Below are 24,929 nucleotides of genomic sequence, written 5' to 3' on the forward strand. Positions count from 1 at the left end.
GCCGGGGTGGGGTCGTTCGGTGCTGGTGCTGGTGCTGGTGCTGGTGCTGGTGCTGGTGCTGGTGCCGCGCCCGGGCCGGACGGAACCGGGCGGCGTCCGGAAGCGGCGTGGCACCGGAAGCGGCCCGGCACCGGCGGGGGCCCGGCTTCGGCAGCGGTCCCGCACCGGCAGGGGCCCGGCTCCGGCAGCGGCCCCGCACCGGCAGCGGCCTTCGGCCGGTGTGCGGGGCCGGCCGGGGTCAGTCGGTCGTCGGGACCGGCGTGGCGGGGGCGGTCCAGCCGCTCCAGGCGGGGACGGGCTCCTGCGCCCGGCGCCAGGCCGAGGGGACCGATCCCGTTCCGGTGCGGGCCGCGACCACTCCTCCCGCGATGGCGCAGGTGGTGTCGCGGTCGCCCCATCCGCCCACGGTCTGCCACAGGGCTTCGGTGAGGTCGTCCGGGTGCCCGGCCGCGGACCACAGGGCGAAGGGCACCGTGTCCGGAGCCGAGATCAGCGTGCCCGAGCCCAGCACGGACGCGGCGTGGCGCACCGAGGTGTGCCCGGGCAGCCCCGCCGCCACCAGCAGTCCGGAGCGCACGTCGCCCTCCGGCACGTGCGCGGCGACCTCGCGCAGGAAGTCCTCCCGCGCCGGGGCCTCGCCGCCCGCGCCCGCGGCCGCCAGCGCGGCGGCGACCGCCACCGCCACCGCGCCCGCCACCGCCTCCGGGTGCGCGTGCGTGGTCAGCGCCGACAGACGGGCCTGCTCCCGGGCCGCCGTCAGGTCGTCGTGGAACCAGGCGCCCAGCGGAGCGACCCGCATCGCCGCGCCGTTGCCGTAGGAGCCCTGACCGCCGAACTGCTCGGTCGTCACCGCCCGGTGGTCCTCGCCTTCGGCGACGCGGCGCAGCACGCCGTGCATGGACGGGCCGTACTTGCGGCCGGGGTCGCGGCCGTACTCGGCGGCGAACTCCCGCGCGAGGTCGTCCGGACGGACCTCCCCGTGCGTCGTCAGGTGGGCGAACAGGACGAACGCCATCGCCGAGTCGTCGGTCCACGGCCAGGGGGCCGGACGCAGCTCGCGGGCCGCCCAGAGGGCCTCGGTCGGCTCGTCGGAGCGGGTGAACCAGCTGTCGCCGAACGCGTCGCCCGTGACGAGACCGTCCAGACTGGCGTGGGCGTACTGCGGACCGGTCATGGCTGGGACTCCTCACGGACACGGAACATGGCGATGCCCGCATTCTCGCCATGGGCCGGCGGGCCACGCGAACGGATTACCCCGCGGACGGGCCGGCCTGAGCGGACCCGGCGTACGCGGCTGATCCGCCGCATGCGGCTGCTCCGGCTGACCAGGCGGATCGGGCGGATCGGGCGGATTCCGCGGATCGGGAGGACGGGGCGTGACTCCGCGCGCGTCCGCACAGTTGATCAGCGCATGAAGAAGCGCAGCATGCTCGCCATCGCCTCCCTCGCCACCGGCTTCGTCGTCGCGGCGATCACCCCCTCGCACGGTCTGGGCGCCGAGGACCTCGACAAACTGAACGTCGGCGACACCCTCAGCGCGCTCGACCACACCGTCGCCAGCGACAGCCTCGCGGTCGACGACAGCGCCCTGGGGCAGAACGACTGACGGCCCGTCCCCGCACCACGGCGCCGGCGCCCCACCGCGAGGGGCGCCGGCGCCGTCGCGTTCGTACGCCCTCAACGCGAACTGGTTTCCGTGGCAGGGTGGAGCGGGCAAGCCACAGGGGGCCAACAGAAGAGGGGGAACCGTGACCGTCGTCTGGATCAACGGCGCGTTCGGTGCGGGGAAGACCACCACCGCACGGGAACTGATCGACCTGATCCCGAACAGCACGCTCTTCGACCCCGAGGTCATCGGGGCGACGCTCCCGCACCTGCTGCCCGCGAAGCGCCTGGCCGAGGCCGGCGACTTCCAGGACCTGCCGATCTGGCGGCGGCTGGTGATCGACACGGCGGCCGCGCTGCTGGCCGAACTGGGCGGCGTGCTCGTCGTTCCCATGACCCTGCTGCGCGAGGAGTACCGCGACGAGATCTTCGGCGGTCTCGCCGCCCGCCGTATCGCCGTCCGGCATGTGCTCCTCGCCCCGGCGGAAACGATCCTGCGCGAGCGCATAGCCGACCGGGAGGTCCCCGCGGACCTCCCCGACGGCGAGATGCGGATCCGCCAGTGGTCGTACGACCACATCGAGCCCTACCGGGCCGCCCTGGCGACCTGGCTCACCGCCGACGCCCACCCGGTCGACAACGGCTCGCTCACCCCGCGGGAGACGGCCGCCCGGATCGCCGAGGCCGTCGGCAGCGGCGCCGTCGCCGCCTGCGACATCGTGCAGACCCCGGAACCCACCGCCGAGACGGTGGCGGCGGGCGTGCTCCTCTTCGACGAGCACGACCGCGTGCTGCTGGTCGACCCGACGTACAAGCCCGGCTGGGAGTTCCCGGGCGGCGTGGTGGAGCCCGGCGAGGCTCCCGCGCGCGCGGGGATGCGCGAGGTGGAGGAGGAGACCGGGATCCAGCTGGCGGACGTGCCCGGGCTCCTGGTCGTCGACTGGGAACGACCGGTGCCCCCGGCCTACGGCGGCCTGCGCCTCCTCTTCGACGGCGGCCGGCTCGACCCCTCGGCCGTCGCCGGCCTCCTGCTGCCCGGCCCCGAACTGCGCGCCTGGCGCTTCGCCACCGAGGAGGAGGCGGCCGACCTCCTCCCGCCGGTTCGCTACGAGCGGCTGCGCTGGGCCCTGCGCGCCCGCGAGCGCCGGTCCGCGCTCTACCTGGAGGCCGGCGTACCGCAGGGCTGAGCATCGTCCTCCCGCGCGGACCTCACCGCCCGCGGTTGTGTGAACCGGCCGCGCGGACCGCACCCCTCGACGACGTCCGGGGCGTGCCGGGCGCCCGCCCGCCCGCTCGTCCGAGTCCCGCTCGCCCGGCCCCGCCCGTGCGACCCCTGCCCGCCTTCGGCCTCCCTCCGCCCACCTCATGCAGCCACCGGACGGGACCGGACCCGCCCCGCCCCGTCCCCTCCCGTCCTGACTCGGCCCGCGCGCGCCCGGCGCAGGGGATGACGCCGTCCACGGGGCGGACGCGCGAAGGGCCCCGTCCGTCGGACGGGGCCCGGTGGCGGCCGAGGCCGGCGGCTGTGCGGGGTCAGCTCGCCGCGTAGGTCCGCAGGAAGAGCGCCTCGGCCACCGACAGCCGCTCCAGTTCCTGCGGGGAGACGCTCTCGTCGACCGCGTGGATCTGCGCCTCCGGCTCGCTCAGGCCGATGAGGAGGATCTCCGCCTGCGGGTAGAGGGAGGCGAGGGTGTTGCACAGCGGGATGGACCCGCCCTGGCCCGCGTACTGCATCTCCTGCCCGGGGTAGGCGACCGCCATCGCCTCGGCCATGGCGGCGTACGCGGGGCTGGCGGTGTCGGCGCTGAACGCCTGCCCCTGGCCGACCTGTTCGGTGCTCACCCGCGCGCCCCACGGGGTGTGCGCCTCCAGGTGGGCCTGGAGCAGCTTCGTCGCCTCGTCGGCGTCCACGCCCGGCGGCACCCGCAGGCTGATCAGCGCCCGGGCGCCGGCCTGAACGGAGGGCGTGGCCCCCACGACCGGCGGGCAGTCGATGCCGAGGACGGTCACGGCGGGGCGGGCCCAGATCCGGTCGGCGACCGTGCCGGAACCGATCAGCGCGACGCCGTCCAGGACCTTGGCGTCCTGGCGGAATTGGTCGTCGTCGTACTGAAGGCCCTCCCAGCGCGCGTCGCCGGTGAGACCGTCGACGGTGGTCGAGCCGTCCTCGGCGCGCAACGAGTCCAGCACGCGGATCAGCGCGCCCAGCGCGTCGGGAGCGGCCCCGCCGAACTGACCGGAGTGCAGGTTGCCCTCCAGCGTGTCGACGGCGACCCGCATCATGGTCATGCCGCGCAGGGTGGCGGTGACCGTGGGCAGGCCCACGCGGAAGTTGCCCGCGTCGCCGATGACGATCGTGTCGGCCTTCAACAGGTCGGGGTGCTGCTCGGCGTACCGCTCCAGCCCGCCGGTGCCCTGCTCCTCCGAGCCCTCCACGATCACCTTGACGTTCACCGGGACGCCGCCGTTCGCCTTCAGGGCGCGCAGCGCGAGCAGATGCATGATCACGCCGCCCTTGCAGTCGGCGCTGCCGCGCCCGTACCAGCGGCCGTCGCGCTCGGTCAGCTCGAAGGGCGGGGTGGTCCAGGCGGCCTCGTCCAGCGGGGGCTGCACGTCGTAGTGGGCGTACAGCAGGACCGTCTTCGCGCCGGCGGGTCCGGGCAGGAAGCCGTACACCGACTGGGTGCCGTCGGGCGTGTCGAGGGCGGCCACGTCCTGGAAGCCCTCGGCGCGCAGCGCGGCGGTGATCCAGTCGGCGGCCGCCTCGCTCTCGCTCCGGGGGAACTGGTCGAAGTCCGCCACCGACTTGAAGGCCACCAGTTCGGTGAGCTCCTCCCGCGCCCTGGGCATCAGCGAGGCGACGGTTTCGGCGATCGGATTCGACGACATGGGCACGCTCCTTGTGGGTGCGACGTTGTACGGGGTGGCACTGGTCCGTTCGCGGGACCGTGCGAGCGTACGCGTTGCCGGGTGAGGGCGCGCACGCCGCCGATCCTGCCACAGCGGACCGTCATCGGACCGTGGCGATCTCCGCCGTAGGATGCGGGGGACAGGTGCGGCAAGCAGCTTGATCGGGAGCAGTAGACCATCGTGAGCAGCGAGAACTCTTCGGCGGACGACGAGAACGCTTCGGCGGACGCCCGGCAGGTGTGGGACGTCGTCGTGGTCGGCGCGGGACCCGCGGGGGCCTCGGCGGCCTACGCGGCGGCGGTCACCGGGCGGCGTGTGCTGTTGCTGGAGAAGGCGGAGCTGCCCCGCTACAAGACGTGCGGCGGCGGCATCATCGGCCCCTCGCGCGACGCCCTGCCGCCGGGCTTCGAGCTGCCCTTCCGCGACCGGGTGCACGCGGTGACGTTCTCGAACAACGGGCGCTTCACCCGGACCCGCCGCTCGCGGCAGATGCTGTTCGGGTTGATCAACCGGCCCGAGTTCGACCAGCAGCTCGTCGAGCACGCCCAGAAGGCGGGGGCGGAGCTGCGCACCGGCGTCACCGTGCAGCGCGTCGAACAGCACGGCTCGACGGTGCCCGACCGGCGCTCGGTGGCGGTGGTCCTTCAGGGCGGCGAAACGCTGCTGGCGCGTGCCGTGGTCGGCGCCGACGGCAGCGCGAGCCGGATAGGGGCGCACGTCGGCGTGAAGCTCGACCAGGTGGACCTCGGCCTGGAGGCCGAGATCCCGGTTCCGGACACGGTCGCCGAGGACTGGAAGGGGCGCGTCCTCATCGACTGGGGGCCGATGCCCGGCAGCTACGGCTGGGTGTTCCCCAAGGGCGACACCCTGACCGTGGGCGTGATCTCCGCGCGCGGAGAGGGCGCGGCCACCAAGCGCTATCTGGAGGACTTCATCGGGCGGCTCGGTCTCGCCGGTTTCGAGCCGAGCATCTCCTCCGGCCATCTCACCCGGTGCCGGGCGGACGACTCGCCGCTCTCGCGCGGGCGTGTGCTGGTCTGCGGGGACGCGGCGGGTCTGCTGGAGCCGTGGACCCGCGAGGGCATCTCCTTCGCCCTGCGCTCGGGCCGGCTCGCCGGCGAGTGGGCGGTCCGCATCTCGGAGGCCCACGACGCGGTGGACACCCGGCGCCAGGCCCTGAACTACGCCTTCGCGATCAAGGCGGGGCTGGGCGTGGAGATGAGCGTCGGCAAGCGGATGCTCGCCGCGTTCGAACGTCGTCCCGGGCTCTTCCACGCGGCGCTCACCGGGATCCGCCCGGCCTGGAGGGCGTTCACCGACATCACCCGCGGCCGGACCACCCTGGGCGAGCTGGTCCGCTCGCACCCGATGGCCCAGCGGGCGCTGACCGCGATGGACCGGAGGCAGGCGGCCGCGTCGGCGTCGACGCCCGCGCCCGCCTCCTCACAGCCCGGTACGACGGCGGAGGACGGCGAGTCCTGAGGCCGGCCTCCCCTCCTGCCGGTTTTCGGAGGTCCGCGCCGGCTCCGGGGAACACTGGTCGGCTGATTTCCGGGCCGGCGGTCCGCGGACGTCCGGGCCGGCGGTCCGCCGACGCCCGGACCGGCGGTTCCCCGGCGTCCTTGCGTGTCCACCGGTTCCGTCCTCCGGCGACCGCGGAAGCTCCTGCGTCCGTCCGTCCCTCCGGCGGCCGTTGACGTCCTGCCTCCGTCCGTCTCCCGGGCGGACGCACGGGCCGACGCGGACGTCCACGGGGCCCCACACGTGGAGATGTGAGGCGGACGTCCACCGACCGCGCGTACGTCCAGGGGAGTACGGCCGCCCACCTCGCCCGGCGGACGTCCGGGCCGGTGCGGGGCGTCTAGCGTGGCGGTATGGACGAAGAGCGGGTGCGCGGGCGGGGCGGCCCGAGACGGTGGCGGCGCCGGCCGTGGCCGCCTCCGTGGGCGGGCCGGGAGGGCGCGGAGCCGGACGCGGGACGTCTGCCCTGGCGTTCCACCGTCCTGGTCGCCGTGCTCGTGCTCGCCGGTTCCGCGTTCGCCGCCCATGTGCAGGAGGGCGAGCGGGCCCCGCTGGACCCGTTCGCGCGGGTGCTGCTGGTGCTCGCCTGCGCCCTGCTGCTGTGGCGGCTTCGGCGGCCGGTGGCCGTGGTGCTCGGCACGGCCGCCGCCGTGGCGGTCTACCTCGGCGCGGGCTACGCGTACGGGCCGGTCTTCCTCACCGTGGCGGTGGCGTGCTGCTCCGCCGTGGCGGCGGGGCACCGCCGGGCCGCCTGGACGGCCCTGGGCCTGCTGTGGGCCGTCCATCTGCTGGTGGCGCACTGGCTGTACCGGTGGCTGCCGCCCGCCGGGGACCGTCCCGCCCCGCTCGGGCAGGAGATCGTCGTCGCCGGATGGGTCGTGGCGATCGTGGCGGTCGCGGAACTGGCCCGGATCCGCCGGGAGCAGTGGGCCCGGGAGCGGGCCGAGCGCGCTCTGGCGGCCCGGCGGCGCGCCGGTGAGGAGCGGCTGCGCATCGCGCGCGAGCTGCACGACGTCCTCGCCCACAGCCTCTCCGTCATCAACGTGCAGGCGGGCGTGGGCCTCGCGCTGCTCGACTCCGACCCGGAGCAGGCGCGCACGGCGCTCACCACCGTCAAGTCCGCCAGCAAGGAGGCGCTGGACGAGGTGCGGCAGGTGCTGGACACCCTGCGCACGCCGGGCGACGCGCCGCGTGCCCCGGCTCCCGGCCTGGACCGGCTGCCGGAGCTGGTGGAGCAGGCGGCGCGCGCGGGCCTCACTGTCGACGTGAGCGGACCCGCGCCCCGGCTGCCGCCCCACACCGACCTCGCCGCCTTCCGGATCGTCCAGGAGGCCCTCACCAACGTGGTCCGCCACTCGGGCTCGCGCCATGCGCGCGTGCGGCTCGAGGCACGCGGCACGACGCTCCGCCTCCGGATCGACGACGACGGACCGGCGACCGGCGAGGAGGCGGGCGGCAGCGGCAACGGTCTGGCCGGGATGCGGGAGCGAGCCGCGGCGCTCGGTGGCACGATCGAGGCGGGACGGCGGCCCGACGGCGGATTCCGCGTCCTCGCCGTGCTGCCGACGAGGGCCGGGGGACACCGGTGAGCGAGGGAGGAACGGTGATCCGCGTACTGCTGGCCGACGACCAGTCGTTGGTCCGGGCGGGGTTCCGGGCGCTGCTCGACGCGCAGCCCGACATCGAGGTGGCCGCGGAGGCCGCCGACGGCGCGGCGGCGGTGCGCGCGGTGCGGGAACTGCGGCCCGACGTCGTGCTGATGGACATCCGCATGCCGCTGCTCGACGGTCTCGCCGCCACCCGCCGGATCACCGAGGACGAGGCCCTCGCACAGGTCAGGGTGGTCATGCTGACCACCTTCGAGCTGGACGAGTACGTCTTCGAGGCGATCCGCGCGGGGGCTTCCGGCTTTCTGGTCAAGGACACCGAGCCCGAGGAACTCCTGCGTGCCGTCAGGGCGGTGGTCGCCGGGGACGCGCTGCTCTCGCCCGGGGTGACGCGCCGGCTCATCGCCGAGTTCGCCGCCCGCTCCAAGGAGCCCGCCGCCGCGGACGCGCTGGCCCGGCTCACCGAGCGGGAGCGGGAGGTGATGGCGCTGGTCGGGATCGGCCTGTCCAACGAGGAGATCGCCCGCCGCCTGGTCGTCAGCCCGCTCACGGCGAAGACCCATGTCAGCCGCACGATGGTGAAGCTGGGCGCCCGGGACCGGGCCCAACTCGTGGTGCTGGCCTACGAGTCGGGGCTGGTGCGGCCGGGATGGCTCGGCTGACCGCCGCCACGGAAACGGACCAGGACGGAGACGACCCGGACCAGGAAGATCAGGGGAGCGAGCACCAGGCCGGTACGCAGCGTCACCTTCTCCGCCAGGGGCGGCAGTTCGAACAGCAACGCCGGGCCGGCCACCGCCCCGAACAGCACCGCCGCCGCGAACACCGCGCTGAACAACGCGTATCCGATCTCGACGGTGATCGCGTCCCGCTCGGCCTGCGAGCGCCGCCGCTCCCCGTAACCGCTCATGGGGTGAGTCTCACACAGGTGCGCGCCCGGCGGGCCGGGCCGGCCCGCCGGGCGCACCCGCCCATCGACGAGGGGTTTCCGTCAGTCGCGGGCCCCGGCCGTCGCCGCCTCCGCGGCCGTCTCCTTCTGCTGCGCCGCCGTCCCCGCCCTGGTCGCGGCGTCCGTCCGCACGCCTGGCGTCGGTCCGGCCGCGGTGGACCCGGCGACCACGACCGAACCGGGGGAGCGGCGGGCGCGCAGGCCGGGGAGGGTGATGAGCAGGCCCGCGGCGGCGATGACCGTCACAACCGCCAGCCCGGGCCGGTAGCTGTCGAGGACCGCCTGCGCGGTGGGCTCGGCGGGGGCGCCGGCGGTCACCACGGCGGTGACGACGGCGAGGAAGAGCGCGCCGCCCACCTGCACCGAGGTGTTCAGCAGTCCGGAGACCATGCCCTGCTCGTGGTCCGGGACGCCGTTGGTGGCCTGGATGTTGAGCGAGGGGAAGACCAGCGCGCATGCCGCGCCGATCAGCAGCATCGACGGCAGGATGACGGACGCGTAGGCCGGGTCGAGATCGACGCGCAGGAAGAGCGCGTACCCGGCGACCATGAGCGCGAAGCCCGTGGCGATGAGCCGGGGGGTGCCGAACCGGTCGACGACCGAGCCCACTTTGGTCGAGGACACCGCCACCAGGGCGCCGGCCGGCAGGAAGGCGAGCGCCGTGTGCAGCGCCGACCAGCCGAGCAGCGTCTGCATGTACAGGGTGGCCAGGAACTGGAAGCCGACGTACGAGCCGAAGAAGGCCATGGCGCCGAGCTGGGCGCGGATCTGGCTCCCCGAGCGCAGCACGCCGAGCCTGACCAGCGGACCCGCCGAGCGGCGCTCGACCGCGACGAAGACGGCCAGCAGGACGGCGACCGCGAGGAAGGAGAGCAGGGTGCGGGCGGACGCCCAGCCGGACTGCGGGGCCTGGACCACGGTGTAGACCAGCAGCAGCATGGACGCCGTGCCGAGGACGGCGCCGGGGACGTCGTAGCCGTGGTGGTTCTTCTCCCGCTCGCTGCGGGGCAGCAGCTTGAGGCCCGCCGCGAGCGCGACCAGGGCGATCGGCGCGGGCAGCAGCATGGTCAGACGCCAGCTCGCCTCGGTGAGCAGTCCGGACAGCACCAGCCCCATCGAGAAGCCCGTCGCGGCGCAGGTGGTGTAGATGGAGAGGGCGCGGTTGCGCAGGGGGCCCTCCGGGAACGTCGTGGTGATGATCGACAGGCCGGCCGGGGCCGTGAAGGCCGCGCTCAGGCCCTTGATGAACCGGCTGGCTATCAGCAGCGGGCCGGAGTCGACGAGGCCGCCGAGCAGGGAGGCCAGCGCGAAGACGCCGAGCGCGATCAGGAAGACCTGGCGGCGGCCGAGCAGGTCGGCCGCGCGGCCGCCGAGCAGGAGCAGACCGCCGTAGCCCAGGATGTAGCCGCTGACGATCCACTGGAGGGTCGAGGTGGAGAGCCCGAGGTCGCTGCCGATGGACGGCAGGGCCACACCGACCATGGACACGTCGAGCGCGTCCAGGAACATCGCGGCGCACAGCACGAGCAGGGTGCCCCACAGGCGGGCGTTCCAGCGGCCCTCGGGGAGCGGAGGCGCTGAGGAGGAGAGCGGAGAGGTCATGGCGAAGACACTACATGCGCATGCATTGAATGCAAGCGCATTTAATTCAGATGCAATGATTTCTGTCCTCTGCTACGGTGCGCCGCATGGCGGCTACGGAGGGCGGGGCCGGGAACGAACAGGCGCTCGTGGAGCAGTGGCGCAACATGCTGGCCCTGCACGCGCGCACGCAGTGCGCACTCGACCGGGCGCTGCACCGACACGGTCTGTGCGCAAGCGACTTCGAGGTTCTGGACATCCTCGCCGAGTCGCACGCGGCGGACGGCCCGGCCGCCTGTCGCGTCCAGGAGATCGCCGAGCGCGTCCACCTCAGCCAGAGCGCGCTGTCGCGGCTCGTCGCCCGGCTGGAGAAGGACGCCCTGGTCGAGCGCGCACTGTGCGCGGAGGACCGCAGGGGCGTCCGGGTGGCGTTGACGGCCAAGGGCCGCGCGCTGCACGCCGACGTGAAGCCCGTGCAGCGCGCGGTGCTGGCCCGCATGCTCGCCGACTGACGGCCGCAACGGCTCAGCCCACGCCGGACGTCTCCCGCCACAGCGCCGCGAGCGAGGCGTCGCCGGACACGGTGGGCAGCGGCAGCCGGTTCCACAGCGACAGGTAGAGCGCGGCCGCCGGCCCGGAGATCTCGCAGTCGGCCGCCCCCGCGCCGCCGCGTTCCGTCACGGGCGGTTCGGCCGACAGCCGCACGGTCCACACGGCGTCGGCCGCGTCGGTCGCCCGCACCCTCAAGACCGCGGGTTCCCTCGTGCGCACCCTGCTCCGCGGGCGCGCGTGGAATCCGCGCAGCAGTTCGTCGACCCCGTCGGCCGCGAACCCGGCGTCCATGTCCCGCGCCGCCCCCGCGATGTCACGGCCGCGGGCCGCGTCGGCGTCCACACGGTGCACGGCCGTCTCGTGCGCCTGTCGCCGGGCCCAGAACGCGAGCGGCGACGGGGCGGGCAGGAAGTGCCAGCACGCCACGTCCGGCGACGCGTCGGACAGGGTGGCGACCAACCGCAGATGGCCCTCGCGAAACCAGTCCAGCAGCGGTTCGCCGTCCAGGTCCGGCGGCTCCCCGAAGGGAATGAACTCGGTGTGTCCCGCCGCGACGAACGAGGTCGCCCAGCGATGCACCGTGCCGGTGTGCCGCAGCAGATCCCTCACCTGCCAGTCCGGGCAGGTCGGCACCTTCGCGTCGGGACCGGCCTCCGCCGCCGCGGCGGCGAGCGCCCACCCCTCGCGTTCCAGGACGCGGATGAACCCGGCAGTCTCCATGAGGGGAGTCTGCACGACGGGGCGCCCTCAGGAGGAGGAATTTCCGGCGCTCCGCCGCTCGCCGCCGACACCGGGGCCCGCCGGGCGCCTCCCCGGTGAAGGAGATTTCGCGGGGATCCCGGAGTCTGCGCGGGGACCCGCTCGCCGGGCCACTAGGATTCCGCGACGCGCCGACATCCGGCCGCGACTCGGGGGAGCCGACATCATGAACGCCTGGAATCAGCAGGGCGGCCGACCGCCCTACGACCCCTACAGCCCGTACGGCCCCTACGGCCCGCAGCCGACGCCACCGCCGCCCGTGCGGCGGGTGGGGGCGGTGCGCCGGATGTGGCGAGCCGTCGGCCCGCTCGCCGCCGGCCGCAAGGTCTTCCGTCCCTCGCGCCCCGGCCGCGTCGACGATCCGGCGGTCGCCCGCATGCAGCGCGTCCGCACGGCCGTCGGACTGGCCGCGGTGGTGTGGGTGACGTTCTCCTACAAGCTCGCCGCGTCCGTGGCGGACCTCGCGGACGACCGCCTCGACCAGTCCTGGAACGCCGTCCTCGTCCTGTCGGTGACGTTCCCGGTGGTCGTCGGCGTGCTGATCGGCGCGGCCCGTCCGCCCGCGCGGCGGGAACTGCTGCTGCGGGCCCGCAAGCCGCTCGGCTCGGTCCTCGCGCTCATCGGCGGCGTGGCCCTCTTCCCGGCCGCCGTCCTCACCGGTCTCCTGGACGGCAGGTTCGCCACCGGCCCGGCGACGACCGTGATCACCGTCGTCGTCGCCCTGTTCATGCTGGTGTGGGTCCTGCCGTTCGTCGCCTACGGCGTCGGCATGTCCCTCGTGCACGTGTTCCGCACGGCGGACATCCACGAGACCGTCCCGCCGCTGCTGGCGCTGGTCCTCGTGTGGGAGATGGCGCTCGTCGACGTGCTCACCGGCGCGTACGCCGGAGTGCCGGGGCCGCTGCGGGTCCTGCTGGTGCTGGGCGCTCCCTGCTCGGTGACCGCGGTCGCCCTGTGGGAACTGCGCCGGCTGCGCGTCGGCTACGGCCTCACCCTGCGCGGCGCGCTCCTGCGTTGACCCCGCCGGCCGGCCGGCGCCGCACGCGCGGACCACCGAGATCAGAACGCCGGGCAGCCCACCCTGACTTGGTGTTTTACAGTGGCTGTCGCCCGTCCAGGAGACTCCCGGAACTGTGAGGTACACGCACATCATGTCGACCGAAACGTTTGAGTTCCAGGTAGAGGCCCGTCAGCTGCTCCAGCTGATGATCCACTCGGTCTACTCGAACAAGGACGTCTTTCTCCGCGAGCTCGTCTCCAACGCCTCCGACGCGCTGGACAAGCTGCGCCTCGCCGCGCTGCGGGACGACACGCTCGACGCCGACGTCTCCGACCTGCACATCGACATCGAGACCGACACCGACGCGCGCACCCTGACCGTGCGCGACAACGGCATCGGCATGTCCTACGACGAGGTCGGCCGGCTGATCGGCACCATCGCCAACTCCGGCACCGCCAAGTTCGTCCAGGAACTGCGCGAGGCGCAGGACGAGGCCGGCGCCGAGGGCCTCATCGGACAGTTCGGCGTCGGCTTCTACTCCGGCTTCATGGTGGCCGACGAGATGACGCTGCTGACCCGGAAGGCGGGTGAGGGCCAGGGCACCCGCTGGTCCTCGCGCGGCGAGGGCACGTACACCCTGGAGCGGGTGGACGACGCCCCGCAGGGCACGACCGTGACCCTGCACCTGAAGCCGGCCGACTCCGACGACCAGCTGCACGACTACACCTCGGACTGGACGATCAGGGAGATCGTCAAGCGCTACTCGGACTTCATCACCTGGCCGATCCGGATGATCCCGAAGGCGGCCGCCGCCGGCGACGCCCCCGAAGGCTCCGAGGACGAGGCCGGCGCCGCGCGCGAACCCGAGACGCTGAACTCCATGAAGGCGCTGTGGGCGCGCTCGCGCGAGGACGTCTCCGACGACGAGTACCACGAGCTGTACAAGCACATCAGCCACGACTGGCGCGAACCGCTGGAGACGGTCCGGCTCCAGGCGGAGGGCACCTTCGAGTACCAGGCCCTGCTGTTCGTCCCCTCGCACGCCCCGCACGACCTGTACAACCAGGGCTACAAGCGCGGAGTGCAGCTGTACGTGAAGCGCGTCTTCATCATGGACGACTGCGAGGCGCTGCTGCCGCCGTACCTGCGCTTCGTCAAGGGCGTCGTCGACGCGGCGGACCTCTCGCTCAACGTCTCGCGCGAGATCCTCCAGCAGGACCGGCACATCCGGATGATGCAGCGCCGGCTCACCAAGAAGGTCGTGTCCACCGTCAAGGACATGATGACCGCGGCACCCGAGCGCTACGCCACGTTCTGGCGCGAGTTCGGCGCGGTGCTGAAGGAGGGGCTGCTCACCGACTCCGACAACCGCGACACCCTCCTCGCCGTCTCCTCGTTCGCGACCACGCACAGCGAGGACGAGCCGACCACGCTGAAGAGCTACGTGGAGCGGATGAAGGACGGGCAGGACGCCGTCTACTACCTGACCGGCGAGTCGCGGCAGAGCATCGAGAACTCCCCGCACATGGAGGCCTTCCGGGCCAAGGGCATCGAGGTGCTGCTCCTCACCGACCCGGTCGACGAGGTGTGGGTCGACGCGGTCGGCGAGTTCGAGGGCAAGCCCCTGCGGTCCGTGGCCAAGGGCGAGGTCGACCTCGGCGGAACGGACGACGAGAAGGCCGAAGGCGAGCGGGAGAAGCAGGGCGAGGAGTACGCCGACCTGCTCGGCTGGATGAAGGAGCGGCTGGACGACGACGTCAAGGAGGTGCGGCTGTCCTCGCGCCTGACCGTGTCCCCGGCCTGCATCGTCTCCGACGCGCACGACCTGACGCCGGCGCTGGAGAACATGTACCGCGCCATGGGGCAGGAGGTGCCGCGCGCCCGCCGGATCCTCGAACTCAACCCCGACCACGTGCTGGTGAAGGGCCTGAACCAGGCCTACAGGGAGCGGGAGGACCGCACGGGCCTCGCCGAGACCGCGGAACTGCTGCACGGACTGGCGGTCCTCGCCGAGGGCGGCCGCCCGAAGGAGCCCGGCCGCTTCGTCAAGCTGGTCGCCGACCACCTGGAACGCGCGCTGTAGCCCTGTGCGCGGGGTGCGCGAGCCGGGCGGGCGTGGCGCCCGCCCGGCTCGTCGCTCCGTCCGCGCGCCCCGCCCGGCTCGTCGCCGGGCTCGCTTCTGCCCACGGCCGGGAGCGTCCGCACGGTTGAAGCGGCGGGAAGCCCGGCCCTACCGTGCAGGCACGACTTCGTCGGCGAGAGGTGGGGCATGACGCACGTCGAGGACGAACTGACCGACCAGCCCGCGTGCTGGAGCCGGACCGCGGCCGAAGCGGGCGCCTGCACCGAGGAGTTGCCGAAGCCGGGGGAGCGGGTGGCGCTCGTGGGCTGCGGCACCTCCTTCTTCATGGCCCGGGCCGCGGCGGCGCTGCGCGAGGGCGCGGGACACGGCGAGACGGACGCCTTCGCCGCCTCGGAGTTCCCGCACGGCCGCCGCTACGACCGGGTGGTCGCGCTGACCCGCTCCGGCACCACCACCGAAGTCCTCGACCTGCTCGCCCGGTTGCGCGGACGCACCCGCACCACCGCGATCACCGCCGACCCGGACACCCCGGTCATGACCGCCGCCGACCACGCGGTCGTCCTGCGCCACGCCGACGAACGCTCCGTGGTGCAGACCCGGTTCGCCACCACCGCCCTGACCCTGCTCCGCGCCCATCTGGGGCTGCACACCGAGGCCGTCGTCGAGGACGCCCGCACCGCGCTCGCCGCACCCCTGCCCCCAGGTCTCGTGGAATGCCGGCAGTTCACCTTCCTCGGACAGGGCTGGACGGCCGCCCTCGCCGACGAGGCCGCCCTGAAGATGCGTGAGGCAGCGCTGTCCTGGACGGAGGCCTACTCCGCCATGGAGTACCGGCACGGTCCGATCAGCATCAGCGCCCGGGGCACGGCCGTCTGGATGTTCGGGAAGGCGCCGCGGGGCCTGGCCGACGACGTGCGCGCCACCGGCGCACTGTGGATCGAGGGCACGCTGGACCCGCTCGCCGAACTGGTCCGGGCCCAGCGCCTCGCCGTGGCCGTCGCCGCCGCACGCGGCCTCGATCCGGACCGCCCGCGCCACCTCACCCGCTCGGTCGTCCTCGCCCCCTGAGGAGGAGCGGTGCCTCTCACCACCACCGGCGAACTGGTCACCCGGGCCCACGCGGCCCGGACCGCCGTCGCGGCCTTCAACGTCGTCACCCTGGAGCACGTCGAGGCCGTCGTCGCGGGGGCGGAGGCGGCCGGCGCCCCCGTCGTGCTCCAGGTCAGCGAGAACGCCGTCGCCTTCCGGCAGGGGGAAGTGCTGCCCCTGGCCCGTGCGGCCGCCGTCGCCGCCGAACGGGCCCTGGTGCCCGTCGCGTTGCACCTCGACCACGTCCAGAGCGACCGGCTCCTCGACCGGGCGGCCGAGGCGGGCTTCAGCTCCGTCATGTACGACGCCTCCCGGCTGCCGTACGAGGCCAACCTCGCCGCGACCCGGGCCGCCGTCACCCGGGCACACGCCCAAGACCTCTGGATCGAGGCGGAGTTGGGGGAGATCGGCGGCAAGGGCGCCCATGTCGCGGGGGCCCGCACCGACCCGGCCGAGGCCCGCGCGTTCGTCGCCGAGTCGGGGGTGGACGCCCTGGCCGTGGCCGTGGGCAGCGTCCACGCCATGACGACCCGCACCGCCGCCCTCGACCACGAGCTGATCGGCCGGCTCGACGCGGCGCTCGACGTGCCCCTCGTCCTGCACGGGTCCTCCGGGGTCCCGGACCGTGACCTGCGGGCGGCCGTCGCCGGCGGCATCGCCAAGGTCAACGTCGGCACCGCGCTCAACCAGGCCATGACCCGTGCCGTCCGCGCCTGCCTGGCGGCGGACCCCGACGTCGTCGACGCCCGCCGCTACCTCGGCGCCGGGCGCGAGGCCATGGCGCGCACCGTCGAACGGATCGTCGTCGGGGTGGGACTCACCGCGACCTGACCGCCTTCAGCACCACGAACTTGCGGTCGCCCGCGACCGTCTCGCAGGCGCCGAACAGCCGCTTGAGCTTCACGTGGTAGCCCAGATGCCGGTTGCCCACCACCCACAGCTCGCCGCCCGGCCGCAGGGCGCGCCGGGCCCCGGTGAACATGCGCCAGGCCGTCGCGTCGGTCGTGGCCTGGTGGGAGTGGAACGGCGGGTTGGTGAGCACGAGGTCCACACTGCCGTCGGCCACCCCCGCGAGCCCGTCGCCGACCCGGAACTCGGCGTGTCCGGGCACCCCGTTGGCCTTGTAGGTGGCCTCCGCCGACGCCACCGCCTGGAACGACTCGTCCGTGAACAGCACCTCGGCGGCCGGGTCGGCCAGCGCCACCGCGGTGCCGACGATCCCGTTGCCGCAGCCCAGGTCGACGACCCGGCGCCGGTCCGTGGTCCGCGGCAGGTGCCGCAGGAAGAACCGGGTCCCGATGTCGAGCCGTTCGGCGCAGAACACGCCCGCGTGGTTGACGACCGGCCGGCCCGCGAGAGCGCCGCCCACGTCGTCGGGCAGGTCGTAGGCGTGCGGCCACGGGTTGCGGGGGCGCTTCAGCGACGGGTCCGGGGCGCAGAAGATCAGCCGGGCCTTCTGCTCGGCGAGCGAGGTCCGGGTCGGTCCGATGATCCGCTCGAAGAGCCGCAGCGTCGAGGTGTGGATCTCCTTCACCATGCCGGCCCCGACGACCAGCGTGTCCGCGTGCACGGCGGGCGCCAGCCGCAGCAACTGGTCCTCCAGCAGCGCGAGGCTCTTCGGCACCCTCACCAGCAGCACGTCGATCCGCTCCGGCGCCGGGTCCTGGGTGGTGAGCAGCCCGACGGCGCCGGTCTCGACGCCGGCCCGCGCGAGATTCGCCCGGGTCGCCTCCTGGCCCAGCCACGAGTCGGTGATCTGGGTCGGCCGGTGCGCCGCGAGCGCCGTGACCAGCGCGCCCCAGCGGTCGCCGAGCACGACCACGGAGCCGGCCGGCGGGACGTCGCGCGCGGCGAGGTGTCTGAGCAGGTACGCGTCGGCGGCATCCCAGGCGCGCAGCGTCTCGCGCGGGTCCTCGGGGAAGCGGGACAGGGCGACCTCGCCCCACGGCGTCGTCATAGCGTCGTTCATCGTGGGTCAAGGCTAGCCGAGCCGCAGATCAGGCCCCGTGCCCGAGACGGGGAGGAGGATGGGGGCATGGACACCGGACTGTTTCCGCGCGGGCGGGCGCGGGTCGCGCCGGGCGCGGTGCATGTGCCCGACTGGCTGGACGGCGCCCGGCAGCGCGAGCTGCTGCGGGCCTGCCGGGAGTGGGCCCGCCCCCCGGCCGGTCTGCGCACGGTCCGCACACCCGGCGGAGGCGTCATGACCGCGCGACAGGTCTGTCTGGGCTGGCACTGGTACCCGTACGCCTACGCGCGCACGGCCCCCGACGGCGACGGCGCTCCCGTCAAGCCCTTCCCTGACTGGCTGGGCGAACTGGGCCGGCGTGCCGTGTCCGACGCGCTGGGCCCGGCGCAGGCCGAGGGCGCCGCGTACGACATCGCGCTGATCAACTTCTACGAGGGCGACGCCCGGATGGGCATGCACCGCGACGCCGACGAACGGTCCACGGCGCCCGTCGTCTCCCTCAGCCTCGGCGACGCCTGCGTCTTCCGCTTCGGCAACACGCGGACGCGGACCCGGCCCTACACGGACGTCGAACTGCGCAGCGGCGACCTGTTCGTCTTCGGGGGAGCGTCCAGGCTCGCCTGTCACGGGGTGCCCCGGGTCCTGCCGGGCACGGCTCCGGCCGGGCTCGGGCTGACCGGACGGCTGAACGTCACCCTGCGCGTCAGTGGCTTCCCGGACGCCGCCTGACGAAGCGGATCATGGGAGACTCGCCCTCATGAGCGGCAAGGCGGACCCCCGGCCGGCGGGGGAAGGGAGCACTTCGAGGGCGCGGCTGGACCGGGGGCGGGGAGCGCTCGGGCCCGCGCTGGAGCTCGTGCACACCGGACGGGCGCCCACCCGGGCCGTGCTCACCGCGGAACTCGGCGTCACCCGCGCGACGGCGGGCGCGGTCGCCGCGGAACTGGAGGCGCTGGGGCTGATCCGGGTGGACGCGCGGCCCGCCGCGGCGGCCGGATCGCAGGGCCGTCCTTCACACCGGCTGGAGGTCGCGCGTGAGGGACCGGTCGTCCTCGCCGCCCAGGTCCACTCCGACGGGTACCGGGCCGCGCTGGTCGGCCTCGGCGGGCGGATCGTCGCCACGACGCCCAGTTGCGAGACCGTCGACGCCGACCCCGCCAAGGTCCTCGGCGCCGCCGTCGACGCCGGGGCGGACCTGCTGCGGCTGACCGGCAGGCGTTGTGTGGGCGCCGGGCTCGCCGTGCCGTCCGCCGTCACCGAGCCCGAGGGCCGGGCGCTGAACCCGCTGCACCTCGCGTGGCCCGCGGGCGCGCCGGTGCGGGAGATCTTCGCCGAGCGGATCCGGGCCGCGGGTGTCACCGGTCCGGCCTTCGCAGCCAACGACGTCAATCTCGCCGCCCTCGCCGAGCACCGGCACGGCGCGGGACGCGGCGCCCGCGACCTGCTGTGCGTGGCCACCGGACACCGGGGCGTCGGTGGCGCGCTCGTGCTCGACGGCCGTCTGCACACGGGCAGTTCGGGTCTCGCCCTCGAGGTCGGACACCTGACCGTCAACCCCGAGGGACGGCCCTGTCACTGCGGCAGCCGCGGCTGCCTCGACGTCGAGGCCGATCCGCTCGCCCTGCTCACGGCCGCGGGCCGCGAGCCCGGCCCGGAGGGCTCCCTGCTGCGGCAGGCCGACGACCTCATCCGGGAGGAGTACGGCGATCCGGTCGTCCGCCGGGCCGTCCAGGCCCTGATCGACCGGCTCGGGCTGGGCCTGGCGGGCCTGGTGAACATCCTCAATCCCGACCGCATCGTCCTCGGCGGCCTGCACGGCACCCTCCTGGACGCCGACCCCGACCGGCTGCGCGCGGTCGTCTCCGACCGCAGCCTGTGGGGGCACAGCGGCGGCGTCCCCATCCTGGCCTGCTCCCTCGACCACAACAGCCTGGTCGGCGCGGCCGAACTGGCCTGGCAACCCGTGCTGGACGACCCGTTGGGTGCGCTGGCCGCCGGATGACGCGCGGGGCGCGGCGCGGGCGGGGCGGGTCAGTCGTCCCGGCACGCGGCGGCACGGAACCGCGCCACCGACCCCGTCACATAGCCGTCGGCGTCCGCGCCCCGCACCTCACCGGCGAAGTAGCGCACCTGGCCGGGGGCGAGCGCGGCGAGCTGCTCGGGAGTGAAGGAGACGTCGACCGTCGACCAGGAGTCGTCGTCGGTCCCGCCGAACAGGTGGTACGCCCGCCGCGGGCGCAGCGCGGCGGGCATCGCCTCGTCGACCCGCCAGCCATCGCCCCCGGTGGCCAGCGGCCAGCTCACGAAGCCGGTGACGGGCTCCGAGGAGCTCCAGCGCCCCACGTCCTCGGACTCGCTCTCCTCGGCCGTGTCCCCCGCCGACCCGACGCCGTCGGTGTACAGAAGGGCCCCGTCGACATGGTCGTGACAGACCATCAGCACGCCGACCGGCCGTCCGTCCTCGGTCACCGTGACGCCCGTGAGCCCCGCGACCGGCACGGTGCAGCCCGTCAGCGAGGACAGCGCCGCGAGGCCCGCGCAGGCCGCGGCGGCGTTCCGCATCCGCATGGTCACCTCCGGTAGAGACCGCCATCATCGCGGTCGACGTCGGCCGCGGACAAGGCATGCCGCCCATGGGCCGCGACCCGGTGCGCCGGGCGCGGCCGGACGGCCCTCCGCGCGCCCCGCCGACGTAGGTTGACGGCATGACAGACAACCTGACCGTGAGCGTCCTCGGCACGGGCATCATGGGCGCCGCGATGGCCCGCAACCTCGCCCGCGCCGGCCACACCGTGCGGGCCTGGAACCGCACCCGCGCCAAGGCGGAGCCGCTCGCCGCGGACGGCGTGCACGTGGCCGGCACTCCCGCCGAGGCGGTCGAGGGCGCGGGCGTCGTCCTGACCATGCTCCACGACGGTCCCGCCGCACTGGAGGTCATGCGGCTGGCGGCGCCCGCGCTGCGCGAGGGCGCGGCCTGGGTGCAGTCGACGACCGCCGGCATCGAGGCCGTCGGGGACCTCGCCGCCTTCGCCCACGCCCATGGCCTCGTCTTCTTCGACGCGCCCGTGCTGGGCACCCGCCAGCCCGCCGAGGCCGGTCGGCTGACCGTCCTCGCGGCGGGACCGCCGGCCGGGCGTGCCGCGGTGACCCCCGTCCTGGAGGCCGTCGGCGTGCGGACCGTGTGGACCGGCGAGGACGGCGCCGAGGGCAGCGCCACCCGCCTGAAGCTGGTCGCCAACAGCTGGGTCCTCGCGGCCACCGCCGCGGCCGGCGAGGTCCTCGCCCTGTCGCAGGCCCTGGGCGTCGACCCGCATGCCTTCTTCGACCTGATCGAGGGCGGCCCGCTCGACATGGGCTACCTGAAGGCGAAGACGGCCCTGGTCCTCGACGAACGGCTCTCGCCCGCCCAGTTCGCCGTGACGACGGCCGCCAAGGACGCGCGTCTGATCGTCGAGGCGGGTCGCGCGAACGGCGTCCGGCTGGACGTGGCGGCGGCGAGCGCCGAGCGGCTGGAGCGCGCCGCGGCCCAAGGGCACGGCGACGAGGACATGGTCGCCGCCTACTTCGCCAGCTTCGACGACGCGGCCCCCTCCGACGACGGCGTCTGATCCGGGACCGGCGACCGCCCGGCGAGGAGTGCCCGCCCGGCCGCCGGCCGTCGCCCGGGGCCGCGAGGCGTCAGACGGCGGCGGCTCGGCGGGGCCGGGGGGCCAACTCGCCCCCGCAGTCGGGGCAGACGTCCCGCATGGCGTCGGCGCACGGCACGCAGTAGGTGCACTCGTAGGAGCAGATCCGGGCGGCCGCGTCGGGCGGCAGGGCGGTCGTCGTGCAGCGCTCGCAGTGGTCGCGCATCTCCAGGGCCATGGCTGTCCCGCTCCTCGCCTGTGACGTCGTCGGGCGTCCGGCTTCGTCCGCCGCCGGCCATCCTCGCCCGGCGCGCCCGCCCCGGACAGCGTCCCGACGTGCCGGACGTCCACCCGATCGGGCCACGGCCGCCCCCGGCCCGTGCCGGGCGACCCCGCGCCTGCGGCGCGTCCGGCGGCTCGTCGCGCCTACTCCCGGGGAGGTACGCGCACTGCCGCTGCCCGTACGACGACCGGGACCCCCTCGCGGCGGGACTCTCGAGGCATCGCAGTGCACGAGGATCTCACCGAGGAGATGACCCGAGATGAACACCCTGGCGAACTGGGGCGGCGGCGGACCCGGCCCCTGGATCCTGTTCCTTCCGCTGATCTGGGCGGCCGCCGTCGTCGGCGTGGTCACCGTCGTGCGCCGCACGGTCGGGCGCGGCCGCCGCGGACCCTGGAACCCCGTGGACCGTCCCGCCGGCGACTCCCCCCTCGCCGTCCTCGGCCGGCGCTTCGCCTCCGGCGAGATCGACGAGGACGAGTACTGGCGGCGGGTGTCCGTCCTGGACGAGCAGTTCGGCCGGCCGGGCCGCTAGGGCGTGTTTCGAAAGTCCCGTCTGCCTGGCGACGCCTGGCACGCACGCTCGCCGCGTTGTCGGGATCACCCCGATACAACCAGTATCGGGGTGACCCTCCGCCTTGCGATCGCACGCACCAGACGCCGCCGGGCCCGCCCTCCGGGCGGACGACGCTACTTTCGAAACACGCCCTAGGCGCTCCGGCCGCGGGCCGTCGGGCTTGTCCGGTGGGCCCGTGTCACGGACGGCGTGACGGCCCGGGGAGCACCGGACGGACGGGTGGGCCGGACGGCGGTCACCGCCCGGTCAGCCGACGACGGCCGGCCGGGCGGGGGCGTGTGCGGGCAGCAGGTCGTCGACGGGGGCGACCTCCGCGAACAGGGGCGCGGCCTGCTCCCTGGGGGCGCGCCGGGTCGGCCGCGCCGACACCTCGCGCGCGGCGGTGGGCGCCGGCAGGGTGAACCACACGACCTTGCCGGACTCGCCGTCGGGCCGGGCGCCCCAGCTCTCGCTCACCGCGGCCACCATCGCGAGCCCGCGCCCGCAGGTGGAGAGGGCCTCGTGGTCGACGGACCCAAGGACGGGCAGTCGCGGATCGTGGTCCCGTACGGAGACGGTGAGCCGGTCGAGCAGCAGCTCCAGCTCCACCACGCACGTCTTGTCGGGCTTCGCGTGCAGGTGGACGTTGGTCAGCAGCTCCGTCACACCGAGCGCGGCGCGGTCTATCAGCGGGTCCATGTGCCAGTAGCGCAGTTGCGCGGATACGATTCTGCGGACCTGGCCGATCCGCGACGGCAGGGCCTGAAGCTCCACCATGCAGTGCCTGCTTGGGTTGGTGATCACGGCTGCGACTCCCCGACTGAGGTCCGGAAGAACACGGAGTTCGGATCGAGCAGGGCGTCTGCGCAAGGCGGCCGCCTGCTGTCATGGCCGGCGGGCTGGTTCGCAGCGTTATCGCCGGTAAACCCAGAGTGACGTGAGACCAGGGTGACGCAGCGGATGCCGCACCGCAACTCGCGGTGATCCGGCCACCGGGTCATCCTCCGGACGCGCACTCAGCCGCCGCGGCCCGCCGCCCTGCGCACGGCCTCGATGAAACGGCGCGCCGCCGGCGGTCCCGGCTCGCCCGGCGCCGGATCGTGCTCGCCGAGGGTCAGCAGGTACCGCTTGCCGTTGAGGTCGGCCAGCGCCCGGTCCTCCGCGGCGAACCACGGCCTGGAGGCGCGGACCGCCTGCACGGGCGCACTGTCGATCTCGCTGCCGTAGCTGGTCAGCAGCTCCAGCCTGCCGTCGTTGATCCGGACCTGGCCGGCCCGGGTGAGCGAACGCAGCCGCTTGCCGATCCGCACGCCCGTAGCCGTGAACTCCGGCTCCGCCATGCCTTCCCGCCCCCTCGCGATCGATCTCTCTCCCCTGATCCGGTGTGCGCCCCCGACCGGGGTCCGGCTGCGGGCCGGGGCGCCCGCCCCGCCCGGGACCGTCGCCCCGCCCGGTGCAGTCTGCCCGCGCCCGGCGTCGAGCACCAGTGTGCGCAACGCCCCCGGCGTGCCCTCCCGGAGCACTCGCACGAATGCGCCCCCCATCCGCCCCCACCCGCTCCCCAGGGCGGGCTTTGGGGACGCCAAAGGAGTGTTTATGCAGGTGAGAAGCGTGCGCAAGGTGTTTATGATCGGTACGTCGGCGGCGCGGACCACCGTCGGCGCGAAGCCTGAAGGAGCCCCGCCGTGACCACCTCCCCGCCCACCAGGACCGGCGCCACCCTCGACGTCGACCGCAGTGACAGCGCCTACCGCCACTGGCTGAAAGAGGCCGTCCGCAAGGTCCAGGCGGACGCCAACCGCTCGGCCGACACGCACCTGCTGCGCTTCCCGCTGCCCGAGCGGTGGGGCATCGACCTGTATCTCAAGGACGAGTCGACCCACCCCACCGGCAGCCTCAAGCACCGGCTCGCCCGCTCCCTCTTCCTCTACGGTCTGTGCAACGGCTGGATCCGGCCGGACCGCCCGGTGATCGAGGCGTCCAGCGGCTCGACGGCCGTGTCGGAGGCGTACTTCGCCAAGCTGATCGGCGTGCCCTTCATCGCCGTCATGCCGCGTACGACGAGTGCCGAGAAGATCCGCCTGATCGAGTTCCACGGCGGACGGTGCCACTTCGTCGACGACTCGCGCACCCTGTACGAGGAGTCGGCCCGTCTCGCGGCGGACGGCGGCGGCCACTACATGGACCAGTTCACGTACGCCGAACGGGCCACGGACTGGCGCGGAAACAACAACATCGCCGAATCCATCTTCCGCCAACTGGAGTGGGAGCGCTTTCCCGAACCCGCGTGGATCGTCGCCACGGCCGGCACCGGCGGCACCTCCGCGACGCTCGCGCGCTACATCCACTACACGCAGCGCGACACCCGCGTCTGTGTCGCCGACCCGGAGAACTCGTGCTTCTTCGAGGGCTGGACCACCGGCGATCCGGACGTCACCTGCGACTGCGGCTCGCGCATCGAGGGCATCGGCCGGCCCCGCATGGAACCCAGCTTCGTGCCCGGGGCCGTCGACCGGATGATGAAGGTCCCCGACGCGGCCAGCGTCGCCGCCGTGCGCGCGCTGGAACAGGCCATCGGCCGCAAGGCGGGCGGCTCCACGGGCACCGGACTGTGGAGCGCGCTCAAGATCGTCGCCGAGATGGTGGCGGACGGCCGTCAGGGCAGCGTGGTCACTTTGCTGTGCGACCCGGGCGACCGCTACCTCGACAAGTACTACTCCGACGCCTGGCTCGCCGAACAGGGTCTGGACATCGCCCCCTACACCGCCGCGATCGAGTCGCTGCTGGCCACCGGCGTCTGGCCGCGGTGACACCCGACGGGTGACGCCCGGCCGGTGAC

At 74.2% G+C, this 24,929-nt stretch carries 25 protein-coding genes; 15 read left to right on the forward strand and 10 right to left on the reverse strand.

From position 1 onward, the window contains the following. Positions 1-238: 238 nt before the first annotated feature. Positions 239-1,174 carry an ADP-ribosylglycohydrolase family protein gene (locus KMS84_RS11115; protein WP_256915972.1) on the reverse strand — a complete coding sequence of 312 codons (936 nt, stop codon included), beginning with the start codon at positions 1,172-1,174 and terminating at the stop codon, positions 239-241. A 237-nt stretch (positions 1,175-1,411) separates the two neighbouring features. Between KMS84_RS11115 and KMS84_RS11120 the strand changes: the two genes are divergently transcribed. Next, the gene (locus KMS84_RS11120; RefSeq protein WP_256915973.1) at positions 1,412-1,606 is read left to right on the forward strand and encodes a hypothetical protein; all 195 of its coding nucleotides are present in this window, start codon (positions 1,412-1,414) and stop codon (positions 1,604-1,606) included. Between the two features lie 142 nt (positions 1,607-1,748). Next, on the forward strand, positions 1,749-2,792 hold the full coding sequence (locus KMS84_RS11125) for an NUDIX hydrolase (protein WP_256915974.1): 1,044 nt from the start codon (positions 1,749-1,751) through the stop codon (positions 2,790-2,792). Between the two features lie 346 nt (positions 2,793-3,138). Here the strand turns inward: KMS84_RS11125 and KMS84_RS11130 are convergent, their stop codons facing one another. Beyond that, entirely contained in the window at positions 3,139-4,494 is a 1,356-nt protein-coding gene (locus KMS84_RS11130; protein ID WP_256915975.1) for a dipeptidase, read from the reverse strand. 201 nt (positions 4,495-4,695) lie between these two features. Between KMS84_RS11130 and KMS84_RS11135 the strand changes: the two genes are divergently transcribed. The 3 genes from KMS84_RS11135 to KMS84_RS11145 all read left to right on the forward strand — a co-directional run bounded on the left by KMS84_RS11135 (position 4,696) and on the right by KMS84_RS11145 (position 8,305). After that, positions 4,696-5,997 (forward strand): geranylgeranyl reductase family protein, encoded by a 1,302-nt coding sequence (locus KMS84_RS11135; RefSeq protein WP_256915976.1) that lies wholly within the window; start codon positions 4,696-4,698, stop codon positions 5,995-5,997. 392 nt (positions 5,998-6,389) lie between these two features. After that, positions 6,390-7,625: a sensor histidine kinase gene (locus tag KMS84_RS11140; protein ID WP_256915977.1), complete on the forward strand. Its 1,236-nt coding sequence runs from the start codon at positions 6,390-6,392 to the stop codon at positions 7,623-7,625. 14 nt (positions 7,626-7,639) lie between these two features. Beyond that, positions 7,640-8,305, forward strand: a complete 666-nt coding sequence (locus KMS84_RS11145; protein ID WP_256915978.1) for a response regulator — start codon at positions 7,640-7,642, stop codon at positions 8,303-8,305. Here the strand turns inward: KMS84_RS11145 and KMS84_RS11150 are convergent. Continuing rightward, positions 8,266-8,553, reverse strand: coding sequence for a DUF6332 family protein (locus KMS84_RS11150; protein WP_256915979.1), 288 nt, complete (start codon positions 8,551-8,553; stop codon positions 8,266-8,268). The genes KMS84_RS11145 and KMS84_RS11150 overlap by 40 nt on opposite strands. 81 nt (positions 8,554-8,634) lie before the next feature. Beyond that, a complete protein-coding gene (locus KMS84_RS11155; protein WP_256915980.1) occupies positions 8,635-10,194 on the reverse strand; it encodes an MFS transporter in 1,560 nt (519 codons plus the stop codon). Between the two features lie 86 nt (positions 10,195-10,280). Here KMS84_RS11155 and KMS84_RS11160 point away from each other — a divergent pair, with 86 nt between their 5' ends. Then, on the forward strand, positions 10,281-10,685 hold the full coding sequence (locus KMS84_RS11160; protein ID WP_256915981.1) for a MarR family transcriptional regulator: 405 nt from the start codon (positions 10,281-10,283) through the stop codon (positions 10,683-10,685). Positions 10,686-10,698: 13 nt separating this feature from the next. Here the strand turns inward: KMS84_RS11160 and KMS84_RS11165 are convergent, their stop codons facing one another. Further along, positions 10,699-11,445: a maleylpyruvate isomerase family mycothiol-dependent enzyme gene (locus KMS84_RS11165; protein ID WP_256915982.1), complete on the reverse strand. Its 747-nt coding sequence runs from the start codon at positions 11,443-11,445 to the stop codon at positions 10,699-10,701. Positions 11,446-11,650: 205 nt separating this feature from the next. Between KMS84_RS11165 and KMS84_RS11170 the strand changes: the two genes are divergently transcribed. From KMS84_RS11170 to KMS84_RS11185, 4 genes are all read left to right on the forward strand, one after another. Further along, positions 11,651-12,502 carry a hypothetical protein gene (locus tag KMS84_RS11170; protein WP_256915983.1) on the forward strand — a complete coding sequence of 284 codons (852 nt, stop codon included), beginning with the start codon at positions 11,651-11,653 and terminating at the stop codon, positions 12,500-12,502. A 133-nt stretch (positions 12,503-12,635) separates the two neighbouring features. Beyond that, a complete protein-coding gene (gene htpG / locus KMS84_RS11175; protein WP_256915984.1) occupies positions 12,636-14,567 on the forward strand; it encodes a molecular chaperone HtpG in 1,932 nt (643 codons plus the stop codon). A 186-nt stretch (positions 14,568-14,753) separates the two neighbouring features. Then, complete coding sequence (locus KMS84_RS11180; protein ID WP_256915985.1) at positions 14,754-15,635, forward strand: SIS domain-containing protein; 882 nt, start codon at positions 14,754-14,756, stop codon at positions 15,633-15,635. A 9-nt stretch (positions 15,636-15,644) separates the two neighbouring features. Next, complete coding sequence (locus KMS84_RS11185; protein WP_256915986.1) at positions 15,645-16,487, forward strand: class II fructose-bisphosphate aldolase; 843 nt, start codon at positions 15,645-15,647, stop codon at positions 16,485-16,487. Here KMS84_RS11185 and KMS84_RS11190 read toward each other — a convergent pair. Further along, positions 16,474-17,613, reverse strand: coding sequence for a methyltransferase (locus KMS84_RS11190; protein WP_256915987.1), 1,140 nt, complete (start codon positions 17,611-17,613; stop codon positions 16,474-16,476). The two genes, KMS84_RS11185 and KMS84_RS11190, sit on opposite strands and share 14 nt — an antisense overlap. Positions 17,614-17,691: 78 nt before the next feature. Between KMS84_RS11190 and KMS84_RS11195 the strand changes: the two genes are divergently transcribed. Both KMS84_RS11195 and KMS84_RS11200 read left to right on the forward strand, forming a co-directional pair. Further along, positions 17,692-18,354, forward strand: a complete 663-nt coding sequence (locus tag KMS84_RS11195; protein ID WP_256915988.1) for an alpha-ketoglutarate-dependent dioxygenase AlkB family protein — start codon at positions 17,692-17,694, stop codon at positions 18,352-18,354. A 28-nt stretch (positions 18,355-18,382) separates the two neighbouring features. Continuing rightward, on the forward strand, positions 18,383-19,627 hold the full coding sequence (locus KMS84_RS11200; RefSeq protein WP_256915989.1) for an ROK family protein: 1,245 nt from the start codon (positions 18,383-18,385) through the stop codon (positions 19,625-19,627). A 29-nt stretch (positions 19,628-19,656) separates the two neighbouring features. On the opposite strand, the gene KMS84_RS11205 is transcribed toward KMS84_RS11200, so the two are convergent. Beyond that, complete coding sequence (locus KMS84_RS11205) at positions 19,657-20,193, reverse strand: hypothetical protein (RefSeq protein ID WP_256915990.1); 537 nt, start codon at positions 20,191-20,193, stop codon at positions 19,657-19,659. Between the two features lie 137 nt (positions 20,194-20,330). Between KMS84_RS11205 and KMS84_RS11210 the strand changes: the two genes are divergently transcribed. Further along, positions 20,331-21,233 (forward strand): NAD(P)-dependent oxidoreductase, encoded by a 903-nt coding sequence (locus KMS84_RS11210; protein ID WP_256915991.1) that lies wholly within the window; start codon positions 20,331-20,333, stop codon positions 21,231-21,233. 70 nt (positions 21,234-21,303) lie between these two features. On the opposite strand, the gene KMS84_RS11215 is transcribed toward KMS84_RS11210, so the two are convergent. Continuing rightward, positions 21,304-21,489 carry a DUF1272 domain-containing protein gene (locus tag KMS84_RS11215; RefSeq protein ID WP_256915992.1) on the reverse strand — a complete coding sequence of 62 codons (186 nt, stop codon included), beginning with the start codon at positions 21,487-21,489 and terminating at the stop codon, positions 21,304-21,306. A gap of 304 nt (positions 21,490-21,793) precedes the next feature. Here KMS84_RS11215 and KMS84_RS11220 point away from each other — a divergent pair, with 304 nt between their 5' ends. Next, positions 21,794-22,069, forward strand: a complete 276-nt coding sequence (locus KMS84_RS11220) for an SHOCT domain-containing protein (protein ID WP_256915993.1) — start codon at positions 21,794-21,796, stop codon at positions 22,067-22,069. 288 nt (positions 22,070-22,357) lie between these two features. On the opposite strand, the gene KMS84_RS11225 is transcribed toward KMS84_RS11220, so the two are convergent. Next, positions 22,358-22,894 (reverse strand): ATP-binding protein, encoded by a 537-nt coding sequence (locus KMS84_RS11225; protein ID WP_256915994.1) that lies wholly within the window; start codon positions 22,892-22,894, stop codon positions 22,358-22,360. Positions 22,895-23,106: 212 nt separating this feature from the next. After that, positions 23,107-23,430: a hypothetical protein gene (locus KMS84_RS11230; RefSeq protein WP_256915995.1), complete on the reverse strand. Its 324-nt coding sequence runs from the start codon at positions 23,428-23,430 to the stop codon at positions 23,107-23,109. A 345-nt stretch (positions 23,431-23,775) separates the two neighbouring features. Here KMS84_RS11230 and cds1 point away from each other — a divergent pair, with 345 nt between their 5' ends. Further along, complete coding sequence (gene cds1 / locus KMS84_RS11235; RefSeq protein ID WP_256915996.1) at positions 23,776-24,900, forward strand: L-cysteine desulfhydrase Cds1; 1,125 nt, start codon at positions 23,776-23,778, stop codon at positions 24,898-24,900. The last annotated feature ends 29 nt before the right edge of the window (positions 24,901-24,929 follow it).

Origin of the sequence: Streptomyces hilarionis, assembly GCF_024539675.1 — a bacterium.
Taxonomy (GTDB): Bacteria; Actinomycetota; Actinomycetes; order Streptomycetales; family Streptomycetaceae; genus Streptomyces; species Streptomyces hilarionis.

Coding starts and splice junctions, on each gene's coding strand:
- KMS84_RS11115 (WP_256915972.1), bottom strand. CDS start 1,174: ATGACCGGTCCGCAGTACGCCCACGCCAGTCTGGACGGTCTCGTCACG.
- KMS84_RS11120 (WP_256915973.1), top strand. CDS start 1,412: ATGAAGAAGCGCAGCATGCTCGCCATCGCCTCCCTCGCCACCGGCTTC.
- KMS84_RS11130 (WP_256915975.1), bottom strand. CDS start 4,494: ATGTCGTCGAATCCGATCGCCGAAACCGTCGCCTCGCTGATGCCCAGG.
- KMS84_RS11140 (WP_256915977.1), top strand. CDS start 6,390: ATGGACGAAGAGCGGGTGCGCGGGCGGGGCGGCCCGAGACGGTGGCGG.
- KMS84_RS11150 (WP_256915979.1), bottom strand. CDS start 8,553: ATGAGCGGTTACGGGGAGCGGCGGCGCTCGCAGGCCGAGCGGGACGCG.
- KMS84_RS11155 (WP_256915980.1), bottom strand. CDS start 10,194: ATGACCTCTCCGCTCTCCTCCTCAGCGCCTCCGCTCCCCGAGGGCCGC.
- KMS84_RS11160 (WP_256915981.1), top strand. CDS start 10,281: ATGGCGGCTACGGAGGGCGGGGCCGGGAACGAACAGGCGCTCGTGGAG.
- KMS84_RS11165 (WP_256915982.1), bottom strand. CDS start 11,445: ATGGAGACTGCCGGGTTCATCCGCGTCCTGGAACGCGAGGGGTGGGCG.
- KMS84_RS11170 (WP_256915983.1), top strand. CDS start 11,651: ATGAACGCCTGGAATCAGCAGGGCGGCCGACCGCCCTACGACCCCTAC.
- htpG (WP_256915984.1), top strand. CDS start 12,636: ATGTCGACCGAAACGTTTGAGTTCCAGGTAGAGGCCCGTCAGCTGCTC.
- KMS84_RS11180 (WP_256915985.1), top strand. CDS start 14,754: ATGACGCACGTCGAGGACGAACTGACCGACCAGCCCGCGTGCTGGAGC.
- KMS84_RS11190 (WP_256915987.1), bottom strand. CDS start 17,613: ATGACGACGCCGTGGGGCGAGGTCGCCCTGTCCCGCTTCCCCGAGGAC.
- KMS84_RS11195 (WP_256915988.1), top strand. CDS start 17,692: ATGGACACCGGACTGTTTCCGCGCGGGCGGGCGCGGGTCGCGCCGGGC.
- KMS84_RS11200 (WP_256915989.1), top strand. CDS start 18,383: ATGAGCGGCAAGGCGGACCCCCGGCCGGCGGGGGAAGGGAGCACTTCG.
- KMS84_RS11205 (WP_256915990.1), bottom strand. CDS start 20,193: ATGCGGATGCGGAACGCCGCCGCGGCCTGCGCGGGCCTCGCGGCGCTG.
- KMS84_RS11210 (WP_256915991.1), top strand. CDS start 20,331: ATGACAGACAACCTGACCGTGAGCGTCCTCGGCACGGGCATCATGGGC.
- KMS84_RS11215 (WP_256915992.1), bottom strand. CDS start 21,489: ATGGCCCTGGAGATGCGCGACCACTGCGAGCGCTGCACGACGACCGCC.
- KMS84_RS11220 (WP_256915993.1), top strand. CDS start 21,794: ATGAACACCCTGGCGAACTGGGGCGGCGGCGGACCCGGCCCCTGGATC.
- KMS84_RS11230 (WP_256915995.1), bottom strand. CDS start 23,430: ATGGCGGAGCCGGAGTTCACGGCTACGGGCGTGCGGATCGGCAAGCGG.